This is a genomic window from Halomonas sp. PA16-9, assembly GCF_009728585.1.
Classification (GTDB): Bacteria; Pseudomonadota; Gammaproteobacteria; order Pseudomonadales; family Halomonadaceae; genus Vreelandella; species Vreelandella titanicae.
The window spans coordinates 2,573,005-2,590,563 of record NZ_CP040451.1 but is presented as its reverse complement, the minus strand read 5'-3'; the positions used below and the strand labels follow the sequence as shown (position 1 = coordinate 2,590,563).

Here is a 17,559-nt window from a genome sequence, read left to right as displayed (position 1 = left end):
ATGTCAGTCGCCAATATTCAGCCAATTCCAATAGAGAAGGAAATAGCATGAGCACTTCCGGCGCCGAACAGGCCCAGCAAGAGCTAATCGAAGATTTCGAAATATTTGATAACTGGATGGATCGTTATCAGTACATTATCGATATGGGCAAGCAACTGCCTGACTTTCCCGAAGAGTGGAAACTCGAAGAGTTTAAGATACAGGGCTGCCAGTCAAACGTGTGGATGCGCCATGAGGAGGAGGGCGATAAGCTGGTGTTCAAAGCGACCTCCGATGCCGCCATCGTATCCGGCCTGATTGCCGTATTGCTGCGCATTTACAGCGAACGCACCGCCGCTGAGATTCGTGCTACCGAGCCACACTTTTTGGCGGATCTGGGATTGGATAAGCACCTTTCACCTACGCGCAGCAACGGCCTGCATGCCATGCTGGAGAGGATCTACGCGGTAGCGCAGCAGAAGTAGGAAAACAAGCTAGCGAGGGTGATGGTCACAGCAAGAGGGCGGCGATCCCTTTTCGTCATCCTCGCGGCAAAGCTGTTCGCTGCGGCCACCGGGCACCGGATCCATACCGCCAGGATTGCCCGGGTGGCACTTAACGATCCGCTTAACGGCCATCCAGCCGCCCTTGATGGGCCCATGCACCTGAATCGCTTCAATCGTGTAGGACGAACAGCTCGGCCAGAAGCGGCAGCGCGGGCCTAAAAGGGGGCTGAGCGTATATTGATAGACTCTAACGCAGCCAATCATCACCTTCATCAATACCCAACGCGGGCCTGAGCGCAGGGCTGATATTAACCGAGTCATAGCTTGCATAGGCAGAACTAGGTTTTTTTGCCGTACAGGTCGTCAGGATCAATCAGCGGATTGCTGGTAATTGAGGCCTGCTCTCCATCCACGGCAATATAGAAACAGCTGCGCCGCCCGGTGTGGCAAGCAGGCCCTGTTTGTTCAACTTGCAACAACAGCGTATCACCATCGCAATCCAACGCAGCAGAAACAAGTTGCTGCTGCTGGCCCGATGACTCACCCTTGCGCCACAGTTTTCCCCGCGAGCGCGAATAGTAGCAAACACGCTGGGTGGTTAACGTCTCTTCCAGCGCCTCACGGTTCATCCAGGCCATCATCAACACTTCGTTAGTATCGTGCTGTTGAGCAATGGCAGGGATCAAACCATCAGCATTAAAACGCACCGCGGCTAGCAAAGTGGCCACAGCGGGAAGACTATCTTCTGGGGCAGCACGCTCGAGTTGCTTAAACAGAGCATCCGGCGCGACGTGATCAAAACGGGACATAAATTTACTCGCTAACTGTTCGGCAGTCCTGACAAAGCCCTTGAAGCTCAATGGTTTGGCGCTCAACGTTAAAGCCCTGGCGTTTTGCCAGCGCTGCCAGTTGATCGCTTATCTCGTCCAAGTGCAGCTCTTCGACATAGCCGCAGTGACGGCAAATCAGTAGTTGAAAACCATGCGCATGCTCTGGGCAAGCGCAGGCCACGTAGGAGTTCTGCGACTCAATGCGATGCACCAAGCCTTGATCAATCAAGAACTCAAGAGCCCGATAGACCGTCGGGGGGCGGGCAGCCGCATGCTCAGTAGAGAGCTTATCGAGCAGGTCATAGGCTTTTAGCCCGCCGCCATTTTCGGCGATCATCTCCAGCACGCGTCGGCGAATAGGGGTGAAGCGGACGCCGCGGATATGGCACTGAGACTCCGCCTGCTGTAGTAGTGTACTCGCTTGGGTCATGGGCAACTCGTTGAACGTTGTTAGCCTAGGCTCTCGTTAGTAGTCTACGCGCCGGTGGAAGCGGTGTCAGAGCTTTCTACCGATTCGCTGTCTACCAGCTCACTTTGTCGCGCAAAATGGTGCTGGGCAAAAGCTACCCGTTGTTTAGCGGGCACGCCATCGGGTTGACGTTCAATCAGATCGAGGCGACGGCGCAAACCTTCACCATTGGTCATTTGAATAGCCAAGCCAGGCCTGGCGTTGAGCTCAAGCAGCATCGGCCCGTATTTACGATCCAGCACCATATCAGTACCCAGGTAACCTAGACCGGTCATTTCATAACAACCCGCCGCTAAGTTAAGCAGCGTTTCCCACTGGGGAACGACCAAACTTGCCAGATCGTGCCCCGTGTCCGGGTGACTAAAGCAAGGGCGGTCAAACTGAACGGCGCGCAGGGCAGCCCCGGTAGCGATGTTCAAGCCAACGCCTACCGCCCCTTGGTGCAGGTTTGCTTTGCCGTCGGATGCTGCGGTGGAAAGGCGCATCATGGCCATCACCGGGTAACCCTTGAAGACGATAACCCGGATATCAGGAACACCTTCATAGGTGTAATCCATCAGGCTTTCATCGAAATTAATCAGTGTTTCAATCACCGCCACATCAGGCGAGCCGCCCAATGAGTAGAGCCCTGACAGAATATTCGACACATGTCGCTCAACGTCGGTAAGAGAGAGCGTGGTACCACTAGGCTTGATAAAGGCGTTATCTTCGACCTTTTCAATCACCAGGATGCCCTTACCGCCGCTTCCCTTAGCAGGCTTGATGACGAAGCCCGCGTGCCCCGTGAGCATGGCGCCAATATGCTTAACGCCAAATTGGGTTGTTACGGTGCCAATCAGCTCGGGCGTGGTAATCCCATACTGCTGAGCCAGTAGTTTGGTTTTAAGCTTGTCATCGACAAGGGGATAGAGACGGCGGCTATTATATCGGCCAATGTAGCGAATATTACGCCGATTCATGCCGATAATACCTTTATCCCGCAAGCGCGTGGGCCACGTCCAATTCTTCAGCCAACTCATGAGGGCTTCTCATCGTCAGTGATTGGTTTGAAGCGGCGCAGCTCCAATAAACGGTAGCCGGTGTAATTGCCCAGCAGCAAGATCAACGCCATCAATATCAACTGAACACCCAGGAAGTTGAAGGTGATATGACGTACCCAGGGGTTATTCATCGCCAGGTAGGCAAGGATAGCCGTGATCAAACTGCCGCCGCCTTGGATTAGCACCTGCTTAGGGCCTTCCTCTTCCCAAAGTATCGACATCCGCTCGATGGTCCAGGCCAGGATGATCATCGGGAAGAAGGTGATCGTTAAGCCAGCACTGAGCCCCATGCGGTAGGCCAATACGGTGAAGATCGAGATAATCGCAATCACCGTTATGATCACCGCCGAGACCCTGGCCACCAGTAATAAATTCAAGTAGGAGAGATAGTTACGAATAATCAGACCGACGGCAACGATAAGCAGGAAGCCAATCAAACCCGTAGGAAGGGTGGTTTGAATGAAGGCGAGGGCGATCAGCACCGGCATAAAGGTACCGGACGTTTTGATGCCCACCAGCACACGCAAAAACACCACCATTAACGCACCAATGGGAATCAGCAAGATAGTTTGGAATAGCGCTTGCTCCTCCAGTGGCAGGCTGTGAATGGAGAAATTCAGTAGCGTATCTTCAGAGTAGTGGTTGCGCACCGCCGCCGAAGCAGGCTGGTCATGGGTCATCATTGAGAAAGAAACCCGTGAGTTGGTGCCGCCCTGAACTTCTAATACCGCTCGACCACCGGTTTCCCATAGCAGCAGGTTGTCGGGCTTACCTTGCTCACCCGTCAGTGGATGGAAAATTGACCATTCTTCGCCTGACTCGTTAAATACCTGAATCCAACTGCTAAGCGTTTGGCGACGACGACCATCTTCCAGAAGCAGGCCGCTCACTTCACGCGCTAATACGCCTGCCTGGTTTAGCAACCGCACCACCAAGGCCGCCGGATTCTCTTGCGTCAGCAGCAGACGGGCATTTTCAGATTGACGCTCGCCGTTAATATCACGTATTAACTCACGGGCGAAGGTGGCGTTATTGGCACTGCGCGCCCAGGCTTGTTCGATAAGCTGATTAGCCGCAGTGTCATAGGGGCTTTCCCAAGGCGTTGTGACGGGGATTTCAGGGGGTGTCTGCACCGGCGAGCGAGCATCTTGAGATACCAGCATCTGAACCGAGTAGTATAATGTTTGGCTACCCACTGCTTCACGAATAGTCCAGCGGGCGGTGCGGCCTAAATCATCCGCCTGATAAGCAAGCCCATACCCTGATGATGCGGTGTTTTCAGTCAGTACACGGTAGCCTGCCTGATGGGAAGGCAACGCCAAGTCGACCTGGACGGGGCCGTCCTGAGCATTAAAGGTAATGCCAGCCTCAATCTCCCACACTTGGCGCTGTTCACCAGGCAACCATGGAATTTCAAACTGCACATGGCGGTGCACGCTGGTCGCTACGCCCGCGACTAGCAACAGGCCGACAATAATATAGAACATTAACCGTGACATGGAGATTCCTTTCCTCGTGAAGCGTCAGAGCGGTTACTCTTCGCTATCGTCTTCGTCAACTGCTTCATCTTCAGCAGCTTGGTCCGCTGGTTCGCCACCAGGAAATTCGGGGCGCTCATGCAAGTAAGTATCGGCTACATCAATTACCGCAATATCCATCAAAAAGCGCCGACCTAGCAGCACTGGATAATCGAGATGAGAGCGGTCATTGAGGGTAAATTCGACATTTTCACGAATCGGCCCTAGAGTCATTAACAGAGAAATGACGGGACGTGACTCTTCGCCAGAGGCTTGAACAATGCGCACTCGGCGCACGATAGGCGCTTCAACCCACTCATCGCGCTGCGACTCAACCGCCACGTCGTCGTCGTTCAGCGCCAACTTGAAGCGCACCCAATCTTCACCGTCACGCTCGAAGCGAGTGATCTCGGCAGCAGAAAGGGACGAGGTGTTGGCTCCTGAATCGACTCGCGCTTTGAGGTAGGTGCCAAGGCTTGGTAAGCCAACCCATTCGCTGCGGCCCAGTAACGTTTTAGTGGTCAAGCTCTCATCAATCTCACACTCTTCACGTATGATGACCGGCTCTTCACCGCGAGCTTCCAATTGCTGTACGTCTTGGCGGAGGTAACGCAATAAACTGCCCACTTCACGCATATCAGCGGTCAATGCCTGCTGGTGATCAAGCTGGCGTTGCTGCAAATTAATGCGGGTGTCACATTGTTGCGTTAGCTGGCTCTCTAACTCCAGGATACGAGAATTGAATGAGGCTTCGCTTAAAGGGGGCGGTTGATTCGTTTCCGGCTGGGTTGCTGCACAGCCTGCGATCGAAAGCGACAAGCCAGCGATAAGCCACAAAACACCTGGGCGCATAACGAGAGATATCCTTGGACAATAGGTTGGGGAATGATAAGGAGATGGGGGTCTAGTGTCCAACGCCATCATCGCTTTTGGAGCACCTATTTTATCTAATTTAACATAATATATATTAAGCGAACCAGTGAGGCCGCTATGGGTAAAATTGCGCTCGTCCATTCAGATCAAAAAAGGCAGCCCGCATATTTAGCAGGCTGCCTTCTTATCTATCTCACGCTAGCACGATTTACTCTGGGGCTGCGTATGAGCCATCTTCCTGGTGAACTTCGTTGCCCGTAATCGGCGGTGTAAATACACATGCTAGGTGCATGGTTTTATGCGCACGCAGCAGATGTTCATCGTGCTGGTCGAGGATGTAGATATCACCCGGCTTGATAGGCCAAATCTTGCCATCAGCGAGTGTTTCTACCTCGCCCTCGCCTTCGATGCAGTACACAGACTCATAGTGATGTTTGTAATGAATATGAGTCTCAGTGCCTTCGAAAATTCGTGTGATATGGAAAGAAAAGTTTCCACCGTCGTTGGCCAACACCAGGCGCGTGCTGTCCCAGTTACCATTTTCGGCGGTCACTAGGCGCTCTGTTTTACGCGCTTCTTCAATATTACGAACGATCATAGGAGTACTCCTTAGCAAAGCAGCTGGTGACTACCAGCCGCTATATCCCTAACTAAAAAACTGTGAGCTACTGCTTCAGCGTAACGCTTAATCCTACCGTCAGGTTATTCGCTAGCAACAGCCTTAACGCACATTTCGAGAATATCCAAACCTTTCAGCAGATCTTCATCGCTAATGGTTAGCGGGCATAGGCACTTAACCACTTCACCATCCTGACCACTGGTTTCGATTACCAGACCATGCTCAAAGGCTTTACTGGTAATTTTATCGGCAATATCACCCGACACGACGTCAATACCGCGCATCAAGCCACGACCACGTTCAGTGGCAGGCATGCCGTGCTCCGTTAACAGCGCTGCTAACTTCTGGAAGCGCTCTTCTACAATACGCCCTTTGCGCTGAACATCACGCTCAAAGGTGTCATTAGTCCAGTATTTTTTCAACGCAGCGGTGGCAGTCACCATCGCCAGGCTGAAACCACGGAAAGTGCCGTTATATTGACCCGGTTTCCATTTATCCAGCTCTGGGCGCATCAACACATGGGCAAATGGCAGGCCAAAACCGGAGAGCGATTTCGAGTTGGTAATAATGTCAGGTGTAATACCCGCGTGTTCGAAGCTAAAGAACTTACCCGTACGGCCACAGCCTGCCTGAATATCATCAATAATCAGCAGAATGTCGTGGGCACGGCAGATCCCTTCGAGACGCTTTAACCACTCCAAGCCTGCAACGTTAATACCGCCCTCACCTTGCACGGTTTCAATGATGACACCCGCTGGAATATCCAGACCACCAGATTTGTCGCTGAGCAGCTTTTCAAAATAATCCAGGGTATCGGTATGCTCACCCATGTAGCCATCGTAAGGCAGGAAGCTAGCGCCCTGGGTGGGTATGCCACCCGTGGCTTCACGGAATTTACGATTACCCGTGGTCGCCAAAGCCCCCATGGTGACGCCGTGGAAACCATTGGTGAAGGTGACAATGTTGTGACGGCCTTTAGCCACACGAGCCAAGCGGATAGCGGCCTCTACGGCATTGGTACCGGTTGGGCCAGGCAGATGCACTTTATAATCCAGCCCGCGTGGCTTGAAAATAACTTCTTCCAGCGTTTCAAGATAATCACGCTTGGCATTGGTCCACATATCCAAACCGTGAACAACACCGTCAGTCGACAGGTAATCAATCATCGCCTGTTTCATGTGCGGATTATTGTGGCCGTAGTTCAGCGTGCCCGCGCCGGCGAGGAAATCAATGTACTCACGGCCATTCTCATCGGTTAGACGCGCATTTTGCGCTTTGGTAAACACCACCGGAAACGAACGAGAATAAGTACGTACATTGGATTCCATGCGTTCAAGCGTCTGGGTCTGCATTAGCGACCTCCTTGGTTGATCATTTTAACTTTAGGCATTACTTGCCCGAAGCAACATGAGCGGGAAAAACGGTAAGTCCGATACGTGTATCTAGCAAAACGACGTATTAGATGCGATCTGTTTGGAACGGGCCGATACGAACCAGGTTTTCCGGGTCATGCTCTCCTCCGAGCTGTTCGGTAGAGAAGTATTCGCGGCTATTGAGCGGCGCATGCCAGCGTGCCGCCAAGCGACGGAATAAGCCCCAAGAGGCTAGATTGTCAGGGGTGATGGTGGTTTCAAGGTGATGCACATCATCAAGCTCAGGGCGGGACATAATAGCCTCGACCAAGCGTCGCGCTAGCCCTGTACCACGTGCTTTTTCACCGACAGCCACTTGCCATAAAAAGTAGGTGTCTGGAGCATTATCCTTAACATAGCCAGAAACAAAACCAACGATTTCGCCCTCTTCATTGGTAGCCACTGCGCAGGTATCACGAAACTGAGTCGCCAGTAGCAAGTAAGCGTAGGCTGAATTCACATCCAGCGGAGGGCAAGCTTTGACCAGCTCGTAAACTCCCCAGCCATCATCCGCATTGGGTTTGCGAATAAACAGCGGCATCTCCGCATGACCCACAACAGCATCAGCCACCGTTGGCCTAGCAAGGTCAGCAGAGGGGGTAAAAGGTTGTGTCGGCGTACTCATAGTTATGCTTCGCTGTAGCGAATTTGATGTTCATTATAACAGCTGATTATGAGCAATTCAAAAATCATATTATTCTACACCTCGCTTTCCATAATTTTTTGTTATGATCGAGTAGCATAACCACCGCTCACCGCTATCTCTTTTAGAATAGTGCAAGTAGCCTACAAAAAAAGGCGCGCCCATGGGCACGCCTTCACTTTTAATATGCTTATCTGCGTGTCAGCGTACGCAGCGTGACGAACTCCTCGGCCCCGTTGGGTGGATGCCTACGGTGCGGTCAAAGTCCTGCTTGGTAAGGCCAGCTCTTACCGCGATAGCAATTCCCTGAATAATTTCACCCGCGTCATCTCCGACCATATGGGCCCCTACGACTACATCGGTAGCATCGTCCACGACCAGCTTCATTAAGGTGCGCTCTTGGCTACCTGATAGGGTGTGCTTCATGGCGCGAAAATCGGTGCTATACACGCGAATATGGGTGAATTTTTCCCGCGCGGCCTCCTCGGAAAGACCCACGGTACCGATGTTGGGATGGCAAAAAACGGCGGTAGGGATCGTAGTGTAGTCCAACGGCTTGGGAGCCGTATCGGCAAAGTGGGCGTCGACAAGCTGCATCGCCTCAGCCAGTGCTACCGGTGTTAATTCCGGCCCAGCCGTCAGGTCGCCCAAGGCTAAAATTGAAGGCAGCGCTGTTTCAAACCGCTCGTTTACGGGGATTTTGCCCGCCTCATCCAGGCATAGGCCCAACGCTTCAAGCCCTAGCTCACGGATATTCGCCTTGCGCCCTGTGGCTGCGAGCACCACATCGACTTCAAGCACGTTGCCGTTGGTAAGGTGAACATTGTAGCCGTCTTGGCTGCGCTCAATACGCTCGATGTTAGTGTTGAAATGGAGGTTGACTCCCTTTCTTTCCATTTCCGCGCAGGTGAACTCGCGAACCTGTTGATCAAAGCCTTTTAAAAACAGCTCGCCACGGTAGATGAGGTGCGTCTCGCTGCCCAGACCATTAAAGATACTCGAAAATTCCACCGCAATATAGCCACCGCCAAGCACTAAAAAGCGCTTAGGAAAAGTATCTAGATCAAAAATCTGATTGGAATCCAGTGCGTGTTCACTGCCAGGAAAATCGGGTACCCAGGGCCATCCACCAGTAGCCAGAACGATTTTTTGTGCAGTCACCGATATATCGCCATGCTCGCCGCTTAAGGTCACCGTGTGTGCATCGGCCAAGCGTGCTCGTGCATTGAAGAGCGTTACTCCAGCGCCTTCCAGCATGCGCTGATAAATGCCATTCAGACGTTTGATTTCACTGATTTTGTTATCGCGCAGTGTGGCCCAATCGAAGCTGGCGGGGCCAGGCAGCTGCCAGCCAAAACCTGCCGCATCATCAAAACTGTCATGGAAATGGGCAGCGTAGGAGTAAAGCTTCTTGGGCACACAGCCAACGTTGACACAGGTTCCGCCCAGGTAGCGATCTTCGGCAATGGCCACTTTGGCGCCGGTAGCCGCGGCCATACGCGCGGTGCGTACACCACCAGAGCCTGCGCCAATAACCAGAAGGTCATATTCGTATTCAGAAACGTCTGCCATGATTTGCTCCTGGGGAGTTAGAATTCGTATGAATCAATATCGGGTTGCCCATTGGTCAAGTGCAGTGGTTGACCTGACTACCCGGGAAGGTTAAAACCTTCTGCTGCTATTTGTACTGGCCTAGGTTATACAAGGCCTAATTCCACCCTGAGTAGGGCTTTGATAACCCGCTTATCTACCAGCGACTTAACGCCCTTTAACTTTTCTGGAGACGCTATGTCTGACCCTATTGCGACGCTACTCGACAATAATCGCGCCTGGGCTGAGCGTATGTGCGAAGAAGACCCCGACTACTTTAAGCGCCTTTCGAACCAGCAGAACCCCGATTATTTATGGATTGGCTGCTCCGACAGCCGAGTACCGGCGAATCAAATTATTGCACTCCCGCCTGGGGAAGTTTTCGTACACCGCAACGTCGCCAACTTGCTACACCACACCGATATGAACGCCCTCTCGGTGGTTCAGTTCGCGGTAGATGTTCTTAAAGTCAGCCATATCATGATTGTCGGTCACTATGGCTGCGGGGGCATTAAGGCCGCCATGATGGGAGGCGAATGTGGCGTGGTGGATTACTGGCTGCACTCAGTGCGCGAACAGTACAACCATCACAGGAATTCGCTTGACCACCTCCCACTGGAAGATCAAATCGATCGCATGTGCGAGCTCAACGTGAAAGCCCAGGTAAACAGTTTGTGCCGCACCAAAATTTTGCAGCGCGCTTGGCAGCGAGGTCAGCAGATTTCGGTGCATGGCTGGGTCTACGGATTAAGCGATGGCCGCGTTAAAGATCTTAACTGCACCGTAAGTGGTTTAGAACAAGTGGAAACACTTTACCGTATTGACCGCATCCAGCAAGGCGATTAAGCACTCCCCCAATGCCTACCGCTACGCTTAGTCGTAGCGGTAGGCACGATGGCAGCTCTTACAGCTCGCGCCACTTCTGAAAGCGCTCGGGCAGTGTTTCGAGTATCCTCTTGCTCGGCTACATCAATTAAATTAGCGATTTTATCCTCCAGATCGCTAAAACCGGCGGCGAACTCACCCCACTCTTCCCATATGGATGCCCGCGCTTCAGAACCACTGCCGTGGGTGCCCTCAATAAACGCAGGTAGCAAACGATCAGCGCTGGCACGCTCTTGCAGCTCAAGTAACCGCGGCATTGCAGCCTCAAGATCTTGATTATTGATTAGATCAAAGCGCAGCTGACGCACCAGACTTTCAATATCTTTAAGCTCTTCTCGGCGCCAAACCACGGCTTCGCGCTCACTTGCGAATGGCGTGTCGCTGACGGCTTGGGGCATGGCCAGGGCGCTCGTTTCCTCGCCTGCCCAAGCCAGCGGCGTGCAGAGCATTAATGCTAAAGCGCTGGCTGCCGTGCCGCGGGGGGAAGCCCACTTCAGGTAATGGCGTTGCTGCATAATGGCTTCCTGTCGATGATTCGGTAGTCAAAGGTTTAGTGCGCACGTTTTAACCTATCGGGCAGGTGACACCCGTACCTTTTAAGCCGCAGTAGCCATGAGGGTTTTTATCCAGGTACTGCTGATGGTAAGCCTCTGCGTAATAAAATGTTTCTAGCGGCTTAATCTCAGTAGTGATTGCCCCTCTGCCCGCTTTGTCGAGCGCCTGTTGGTACGCTGCCGCACTCTGCTCGGCTACCGTTTGCTGCGCTTGGCTGGTGGTAAAAATGGCGGAGCGATACTGCGAGCCAATATCGTTCCCCTGGCGATTGCCCTGGGTCGGGTCGTGCCCTTCCCAGAAAACCTGCAACAACGTTTCCAGCTCGACTTGCTGTGGGTCATAAACCACCCGTACCACTTCGGTGTGGCCAGTACGCCCCGTGCATGTCTCGTCGTAGGTGGGGTTAGGTGTCTCACCACCGGCATACCCCACCGCAGTGACATAGACTCCTGGCAACTGCCAAAACAGGCGTTCAACGCCCCAGAAACACCCCATGCCTAGCACGATCTCCTCGTGGCCTTCGGGAAACGGAGGATGTATCGAGTGCCCATTAATGGTATGCACCTGACTGGTTTCTATGGGCGTATCACGTCCAGGCAGTACACGGCCTGAACCTGAGCTAGCGTTTGAAAATAGTGACATATCACCCTCACTTATTGCTGCTGAATGATTTCAGGATTACCGGAACGGGTAAAGGTGTAGATTAAGTCCACCGCTTGGTTGGTACCCGAGACGGCCTGTACATAAAGGTTACGCCACAGCGTGTAGCGTAGTGTTAGTTCGGCAATTGGCGAGAAAATTCCCACACCGTAACTAATTCTAAGATCATCGGTGAGTTGGCCACTGACAGCGACTTGGCTATCATCGCCAGCCCCAGTGGTGTCCAGAGTTAAGTCATCAATGCCGAAGGCTTCACCAATGGAACCAACCGCCCCACCGGTGCGCCCTAACGACATGCCTATCAGCGCGGTAGTCAGTGCGCTATCCACACCGCCCCCAGAAGCATCAGGTGCGCGACCCGTAACAGGTAAGAGAGCGCACGGGATTCATCCATCGCCGGTTCAGAAAAGATCAGTACGTTCGGAGATTCGGCACTACCTGTTACCCGCAAGCCCGCAATAACGTCATCTTCGGTAATGTCAGGGTTGCGAATGGCCTCGAAGTCGAGCGTAGGTAGACCGGGTGGCCCACTAAACAGCAGTTCACCGCGGCGGATAACCAGGTCTTGGCCGAAAGCCTGGAAACGACCATCGACCAAATTAACGTCGCCGAATAACTGTAACGCGCCGCTGCTTTGGCGAATTTCCAGCGCGCCTCCCAAGCCAGATTCCAAGCCGTAGGCTGAAATTTGCATATCGCTACCCAACGTTAAGGTCACCAGTACGTCAATGGCCATACCGGTGGCGGCAAGCTCGTCCGCGGCACTTGGATCATCCTCATTGGCAGCCGCTCGCTGAGCCTCAATTTCGGCCTGGCGATCGTCGCGCTCGGTAATAATCACTTCATCGCCACTTGGGGTGACTGCTGATGAGGGCATATCGCCAATTTCAAGCCGTGCCCAGGGTAAATTCACATCCCCCCTCACTTGCAGCCTTTCCGGCGTGACCCGGATACGGATATCAGGCGCTACTTCAAGACGTCCAAACTGGGGCAAAACGACCAGGATAGGCTCCTGCACAGCATTCAGATCGACGCCAATCCGCCAATCATCACTGCTTGGCCAATATGCATCACCGGTGATTTCCAAACGCCCGCGCTCAGCGGCCAAGTAGCCGTCAATATCCCCTGTTCACCGTCGAAAGAGACCACCAGTTCGCCACCCTGAATATCGACAGGAATATCCGGGCCACTTACTCCTATACCGCACAGTCCAAGCTGGCCTTGTAAGTCAGGCGCGGCGGTGGTGCCAGTAATTTGGACGTTGCCCGTTAATTCGCCCTCCAGTCGCTCCATTCCTACCAACATGGATCGATAGGGCTGCAGCGAAACATCTTCTGCACGCAGCTCGCCAGTTAACGCGCCGGCCCCCAAGGGATCATTAACCGCTAGGTCCAAGTTGATATCGCCCGCTTCGGCAAGCGAAAGCGACACATTGGTATTCGCCTGAGCTTGGTTGGCCTCGATCTGAGCGTCGAAACTGACTTCTGGCAGTTGCACAGGCTGGCCATAATCATTAACGGCGGTAATGGCGAGTTCGCTAAGAATTTGTAGATCTGCCTGCCACTGGGCACCCCCTTGACGCCAGTTGGCAACAAGATCCGCGGTTGTATCCCCCTCTAACTGCCACTCTTCAGGCAAAAAGGGCTCCAGCATTTCCATTGGCACTTCACGTACCGAAAGCACGGCGTTGCCCTGTTGCGCAGAGGCAGTGATCTCCTCTTCAGAACAGACTAGCCCACCTTGCTCCCGGCGCAGGCAGAACGGCGATAGGCGCGCCTGACCATTGGCTAGGTCATAGCGCAGGTCTAGAGGCGCTTCAAGACGAATATCCCCCGCCTCAGAATCAACTTCCAGTGGCGTTACGCGGGCTTGGTAAAGCTGGTCTTGCTGGTCAAAGCGGCCTTCCAGGGCAATCAGCGCACGGCTTAAAACGCTGTTGTCTGTGCCCTGGGCGGTCAGTTCAAGCTGATGCTCAGAGAGCGCCCGGCCAAATTGGCCTCTATGTTTGCAAGGGCCTGCCCCCCAGCATTGACGTTTTGTAGTGCGAGCTGTACGTCGAGGGAAGGATCATCAATGCCCTGTACATCAGCATCTAGGACAAGCCGTTCAATACGATTCTGACCAAAACGCACGCCATCACCCTGTAAATTGGCGAGTAATTGCGGTTGATTAAAACTACCGCTGGCTTCTAGCGTACCGACGATAGTGCCCGCCAAGTCTGGCGATAGTGTTTGCAACTGGCGTAGTGCAATGTCCGCGTTTAACGACATGGCCTGTTCGCTAATTTGCCCCTCTGCTGTTAAGCGATTCTCCCCCTGGGTAAACAGCAACTCGTCAATCTCCAGCTCCAGGTTGCTGTTAGCATCAAAGGCCGCTTGCAGGGTTAGCGGGTAGTCGCGCAGTTCACCGTCAATCGCTAAGTTGGGTACGCTAACTGCCCACTGATCCTCTTGCTGCCTCAGCGTAAGCTCGATGTCGCCGTTTAAATTACCCTCAAGCTGATCCACGAAGTGGGCAGGGTTAAACTGATCCAGACGAATAGTGGTGTTGACCTGTAGCGGTGCAACCCAACTGATGTTCCCTTCGCTGCGCAGGGAGCTTTCGTCGACTGCGAGGGTGAGCGGTTGCCAGCTAAACTGCTCGAGATCGCCCTCTCCGGTAACGTTAATTTGAGTGCGCGGCAGGCTCGGGCCCTCAACCGCCAGAGCCAATTGAGCACTATAATCGCTCAGGCTGCCGGTGACCTGTAGATCCAGGTCATCGACTATATAGGCTTGGGCTGTCTCTTCTTCAGTGCTGTCATCGACGCTTTCATTGCTACTCTCATCTGCGCTGACAGGCAGCGGCCACTGAACTTGGTCACTTTGTAGCTGCAGTTGAAACGGCAGCGTCGGGGCGAGTGCATCGACTTGCCCCCTCAAGGACGCATTGACCGCGCCAGAGGCATCCAACTGCGCTTCAAGCGCATCCAGTGGACCAGACAGCGTTAAGGTTAAAGCTTCGCCACTTAGCTCAGGGTATATCTCAGGTAAAAATAGTTCGACGCCCAAGCGAGCTTCGAGTGGGTAGTTGCCGGTTAGAGTGGCGTTCGCGGTTAATTCCGCCTCAGCATCCGGGGTAACAACGGAAAGCTCAGTTACTTCGACGTTATCACCTTCGGTTAACAGCCCAAGCCGCAGTCGCTCGACGCGGTACTCGGTAGCCCCTTCCAATCGAAAATCGTTGAGCGTGAATTCAGGTATCTGGATATCAACCGGTAGCGTGATCTCTGGTAGTTCCAGGCGTTCGCGTTCTTCAAGCTGCTGCTCTGGAGATTCCACCGACGCCACGGCTTCTTGGGGTGGTTGGTTGAGCAAGATAGCGGCATCGATGGCTTCAGCATAAAGCGGCGTTTCAATGCCCTGGGTTAGCAGAACACCTGGGGAAGGTGGCAAATAGACACGAGGCTGCTCCAAATGGGTTGGCGAGAGGCGTACTGTGTTTCCTTCAGCGGTGGCTGCCGAGCTTAACGAGCGCCACGCTACTTCGGTACCATCGGCAAGCCTGAGGTTAACATCGTCCAGCAACAAAGAACGTAGTTCGATGGGGAAAGGAAAACGAATAGTCAGCGGGCTCTCTTCCTCTTCGGGAGGTGGCGCTTGCTCACTGGATGGGCCTAGCTGGATGTCGGCGCCCACCACACGCAGTGTGTCGATGCATAGGCGCCCTGACAGAACACAGTCATCTGCCCACTGGAGTTCGAACTCATCCACGGTTATACGGGTTTCGCCTAGCTGTAGCTGGAAATCTTCGAGCTGGAAATGGTCGAGCAAGCCGCCTTCATGATGCGTGTAGGAGAAAAAATCACGCTGCTCCCCCTGCGAGAGCAGCACCCCAGTGCCCCAGGGTGATAACGCCACCCCGACAATCAGCGCCACAATACCGAACAGCCAAATAGGCAACACGATTACAAGACGCACAAGGCTCCAGAACAGTAGCCAGGCACGATACTTTGGAGACAACATACGGCGTTTATCAGACGCAGCTGGTTCAACCTGAGACAAGTCTCTCTCCTAGAATTCCGGTCCGATAGAAAAGTGCAAACGCCAATCGTCTTCGTGGTCAAAAGGGTGGGCGATGTCAAAACGAATTGGCCCCACCGGCGAGACCCAACGTACCCCGACCCCGGCGCCCGTTTTCAAATCATTAGGCCCCCAGTTATCAAACGCATCGCCGTTATCTAAACGTGGCCCCCCACCAATCCCCCGTCACGCGACGCTGATACTCCAGGGTCGAGGTGAGCATTTGCTGCCCACCTCGCAGTCGGCCCTCGTCGTTGCGGGGAGATAAGCTCTCATAGGAGTAACCACGCACACTGCGGTCGCCACCCGCGAAAAAGCGCAGCGATGGCGGTATTTTGGCAAAATCATCGGTTTCAATGGCGCCTAAGCTAATACGTGCCAAGAAGCGGTTATCGTTGCCAATCATGCGGATCCACTCCGTATCCCCCGTGATACGAGCGAATGTCGCATCCGAACCCCAAACGGTATCCGAATACTCTAACGAGAGCTGCTGGCGATCACCCCATAACGGAAAGCGCTGAGGGCGTGTCCGCGTACGCGACCACTGAATACCTGGATAAAACAGCCATACTTGATCCGCTTCGCCGCCCTGTTCAAAGTCTTCATAAGTAGTGCGGAAATAGATCGTTTGCACCCAATCGTTATCAAACTCCCAACGCCGGGCTAGCTCGACAGTGCCTTCTAACGACTTGGTGTCGCTGTCATCGACATTACGAACCCCGTACTGAAGCCGATAGCTGTCGCGAAGCGGGTCTTCCAGTGGCACATTATATACCCCGGTAAAACGCTGCTCTGGGGCAGATAAATAGAGGTCGTGATCAAGGCTATGACCAAAGCGGTTAATCCATGGTTGATCCCAACCAAAGCGCAGCCGTGGCCCTACATCGGTGGCGTAACCAATACCCACTTCAAACTGATGGCGATCAGCAGGTTCAACACTGACATCGATAGGCAATTGGGTATCACTGGGCTTATTAAGACTTAGCGCGCTGGTCAAAGCAGCACTGGTGACTCTCGGGCGCTCCGGCTGAGAGGCGGTGGCTTCACTCCACCAGGGGGCACCACCGCCAGGAGGAGAAATAACCAACTCTTGGGCGGTCTCAAGGCGCGGACGCACCGAGACCGAGCTAAACCAGCCGGTTTCCGCAAGCGACCGATTATAGTCTGCCAGGGTCTGCGCCAAATAGGGGTCGCCCGGCTCGAAGGGCTGCATGCGACGCAATCGATCAAGCTCAATATGGCTTCCGGTAATGGAGGATTCACCAAATTGGTAGCGTGGGCCACTGTCAAAATCCATATACAGGCGCGCACTTTGCAGATACGGACGCACTTCCATGCGTCGATCGGTAAACCCCCAGTCAAAGTAACCGCGCTCAATAGCCAGCCCCGAAAACTGGCTGCTTAATCGATCCCAGGGGGCGTGCCGCAACACATCCCCTTCTTCCAAGGGAAAGTCCTCTACGGCCTGTTGGAAAGGTGGGTCTTCACTCGCCTCGCCTTCCACATTGATTGACAGAATTTCAATTTCAACCTGAGGGCCGGGCTCGATTTCCAGCCACGCACGTTTATCAGTGGCGCGCTCAAGGGTTATCTCGGGTTCGTAATAGCCGTAAACACGCATTGCTTCCTCGGTGCGTCGGCGGATCTCACCCTCTAAACGCACCTCGGTATATTGTGCCGCATCGATATTCTGTAAGTAGGCTTGGATGTTGCCTTCGACCTCATCGGAAACACCCGTGACAGTCGCTTCTAATGCCCATGCGCTAGGTGATACGCATAACAGCGGTAGCACAACAGTAACGGTGCGCTTTGTGGCTGATGTCCATCGCCGTTGTCTTCCCATACATTTTTATCCCAACCTAAATCAGCGGCTTCATCGCCTAAGCATTTCAACGCATTAGCATGTTAAAGATTAAGCAA

The 17,559-nt window shown here is 53.5% G+C and carries 17 protein-coding genes and 2 pseudogenes; 2 read left to right on the top strand and 17 right to left on the bottom strand.

Annotated features, from left to right (window positions below; all coding sequences use genetic code 11):
* The first annotated feature begins 47 nt into the window (after nt 1–47).
* Nucleotides 48–464 (top strand): SufE family protein, encoded by a 417-nt coding sequence (locus FDY98_RS11960; RefSeq protein WP_027959429.1) that lies wholly within the window; start codon nt 48–50, stop codon nt 462–464.
* A 9-nt stretch (nt 465–473) separates the two neighbouring features.
* Here FDY98_RS11960 and yidD read toward each other — a convergent pair whose 3' ends face one another.
* The 10 genes and pseudogenes from yidD to gorA all read right to left on the bottom strand — a co-directional run bounded on the left by yidD (nt 474) and on the right by gorA (nt 9,460).
* Nucleotides 474–806: a membrane protein insertion efficiency factor YidD gene (gene yidD / locus FDY98_RS11955; RefSeq protein WP_027965443.1), complete on the bottom strand. Its 333-nt coding sequence runs from the start codon at nt 804–806 to the stop codon at nt 474–476.
* Between the two features lie 17 nt (nt 807–823).
* On the bottom strand, nt 824–1,294 hold the full coding sequence (gene hisI / locus FDY98_RS11950; protein ID WP_027959427.1) for a phosphoribosyl-AMP cyclohydrolase: 471 nt from the start codon (nt 1,292–1,294) through the stop codon (nt 824–826).
* A 4-nt stretch (nt 1,295–1,298) separates the two neighbouring features.
* Nucleotides 1,299–1,745, bottom strand: coding sequence for a transcriptional repressor (locus FDY98_RS11945; protein ID WP_027959426.1), 447 nt, complete (start codon nt 1,743–1,745; stop codon nt 1,299–1,301).
* Nucleotides 1,746–1,789: 44 nt separating this feature from the next.
* Complete coding sequence (locus FDY98_RS11940; RefSeq protein ID WP_009286711.1) at nt 1,790–2,803, bottom strand: alpha-L-glutamate ligase-like protein; 1,014 nt, start codon at nt 2,801–2,803, stop codon at nt 1,790–1,792.
* Nucleotides 2,800–4,323 carry an inactive transglutaminase family protein gene (locus FDY98_RS11935; protein ID WP_009286710.1) on the bottom strand — a complete coding sequence of 508 codons (1,524 nt, stop codon included), beginning with the start codon at nt 4,321–4,323 and terminating at the stop codon, nt 2,800–2,802. Before FDY98_RS11935 ends, FDY98_RS11940 begins: the two co-directional genes overlap by 4 nt.
* A gap of 33 nt (nt 4,324–4,356) precedes the next feature.
* The gene (locus FDY98_RS11930; RefSeq protein ID WP_022523469.1) at nt 4,357–5,193 is read right to left on the bottom strand and encodes an ATP-dependent zinc protease family protein; all 837 of its coding nucleotides are present in this window, start codon (nt 5,191–5,193) and stop codon (nt 4,357–4,359) included.
* Nucleotides 5,194–5,422: 229 nt separating this feature from the next.
* On the bottom strand, nt 5,423–5,812 hold the full coding sequence (locus tag FDY98_RS11925) for an ectoine synthase (protein WP_027959425.1): 390 nt from the start codon (nt 5,810–5,812) through the stop codon (nt 5,423–5,425).
* A gap of 104 nt (nt 5,813–5,916) precedes the next feature.
* Nucleotides 5,917–7,185 (bottom strand): diaminobutyrate--2-oxoglutarate transaminase, encoded by a 1,269-nt coding sequence (gene ectB / locus FDY98_RS11920; protein ID WP_009286707.1) that lies wholly within the window; start codon nt 7,183–7,185, stop codon nt 5,917–5,919.
* A gap of 106 nt (nt 7,186–7,291) precedes the next feature.
* Nucleotides 7,292–7,870 (bottom strand): diaminobutyrate acetyltransferase, encoded by a 579-nt coding sequence (gene ectA / locus FDY98_RS11915; RefSeq protein WP_009286706.1) that lies wholly within the window; start codon nt 7,868–7,870, stop codon nt 7,292–7,294.
* Between the two features lie 208 nt (nt 7,871–8,078).
* Nucleotides 8,079–9,460, bottom strand: a pseudogene (gene gorA / locus FDY98_RS11910) (glutathione-disulfide reductase).
* A gap of 216 nt (nt 9,461–9,676) precedes the next feature.
* Here gorA and can point away from each other — a divergent pair.
* Nucleotides 9,677–10,324, top strand: a complete 648-nt coding sequence (gene can / locus FDY98_RS11905) for a carbonate dehydratase (protein WP_022523472.1) — start codon at nt 9,677–9,679, stop codon at nt 10,322–10,324.
* Here can and FDY98_RS11900 read toward each other — a convergent pair.
* The 7 genes and pseudogenes from FDY98_RS11900 to tamA all read right to left on the bottom strand — a co-directional run bounded on the left by FDY98_RS11900 (nt 10,321) and on the right by tamA (nt 17,482).
* A complete protein-coding gene (locus FDY98_RS11900; RefSeq protein WP_340146512.1) occupies nt 10,321–10,878 on the bottom strand; it encodes a cytochrome c in 558 nt (185 codons plus the stop codon). The genes can and FDY98_RS11900 overlap by 4 nt on opposite strands.
* Nucleotides 10,879–10,927: 49 nt before the next feature.
* The gene (gene msrA, locus FDY98_RS11895) at nt 10,928–11,560 is read right to left on the bottom strand and encodes a peptide-methionine (S)-S-oxide reductase MsrA (RefSeq protein WP_009286702.1); all 633 of its coding nucleotides are present in this window, start codon (nt 11,558–11,560) and stop codon (nt 10,928–10,930) included.
* Between the two features lie 11 nt (nt 11,561–11,571).
* On the bottom strand, nt 11,572–11,907 hold the full coding sequence (locus FDY98_RS27905) for a translocation/assembly module TamB domain-containing protein (RefSeq protein ID WP_340146511.1): 336 nt from the start codon (nt 11,905–11,907) through the stop codon (nt 11,572–11,574).
* Nucleotides 11,892–12,686, bottom strand: coding sequence for a translocation/assembly module TamB domain-containing protein (locus FDY98_RS27900; protein ID WP_340146510.1), 795 nt, complete (start codon nt 12,684–12,686; stop codon nt 11,892–11,894). The genes FDY98_RS27905 and FDY98_RS27900 overlap by 16 nt, the downstream gene beginning before the upstream one ends.
* Nucleotides 12,602–13,261 carry a hypothetical protein gene (locus FDY98_RS27895; protein ID WP_340146509.1) on the bottom strand — a complete coding sequence of 220 codons (660 nt, stop codon included), beginning with the start codon at nt 13,259–13,261 and terminating at the stop codon, nt 12,602–12,604. Before FDY98_RS27895 ends, FDY98_RS27900 begins: the two co-directional genes overlap by 85 nt.
* 272 nt (nt 13,262–13,533) lie before the next feature.
* Nucleotides 13,534–15,621, bottom strand: coding sequence for a hypothetical protein (locus FDY98_RS27890; protein ID WP_340146508.1), 2,088 nt, complete (start codon nt 15,619–15,621; stop codon nt 13,534–13,536).
* A gap of 9 nt (nt 15,622–15,630) precedes the next feature.
* A pseudogene (tamA, locus tag FDY98_RS11885) lies at nt 15,631–17,482 on the bottom strand (autotransporter assembly complex protein TamA).
* Between the last annotated feature and the right edge of the window lie 77 nt (nt 17,483–17,559).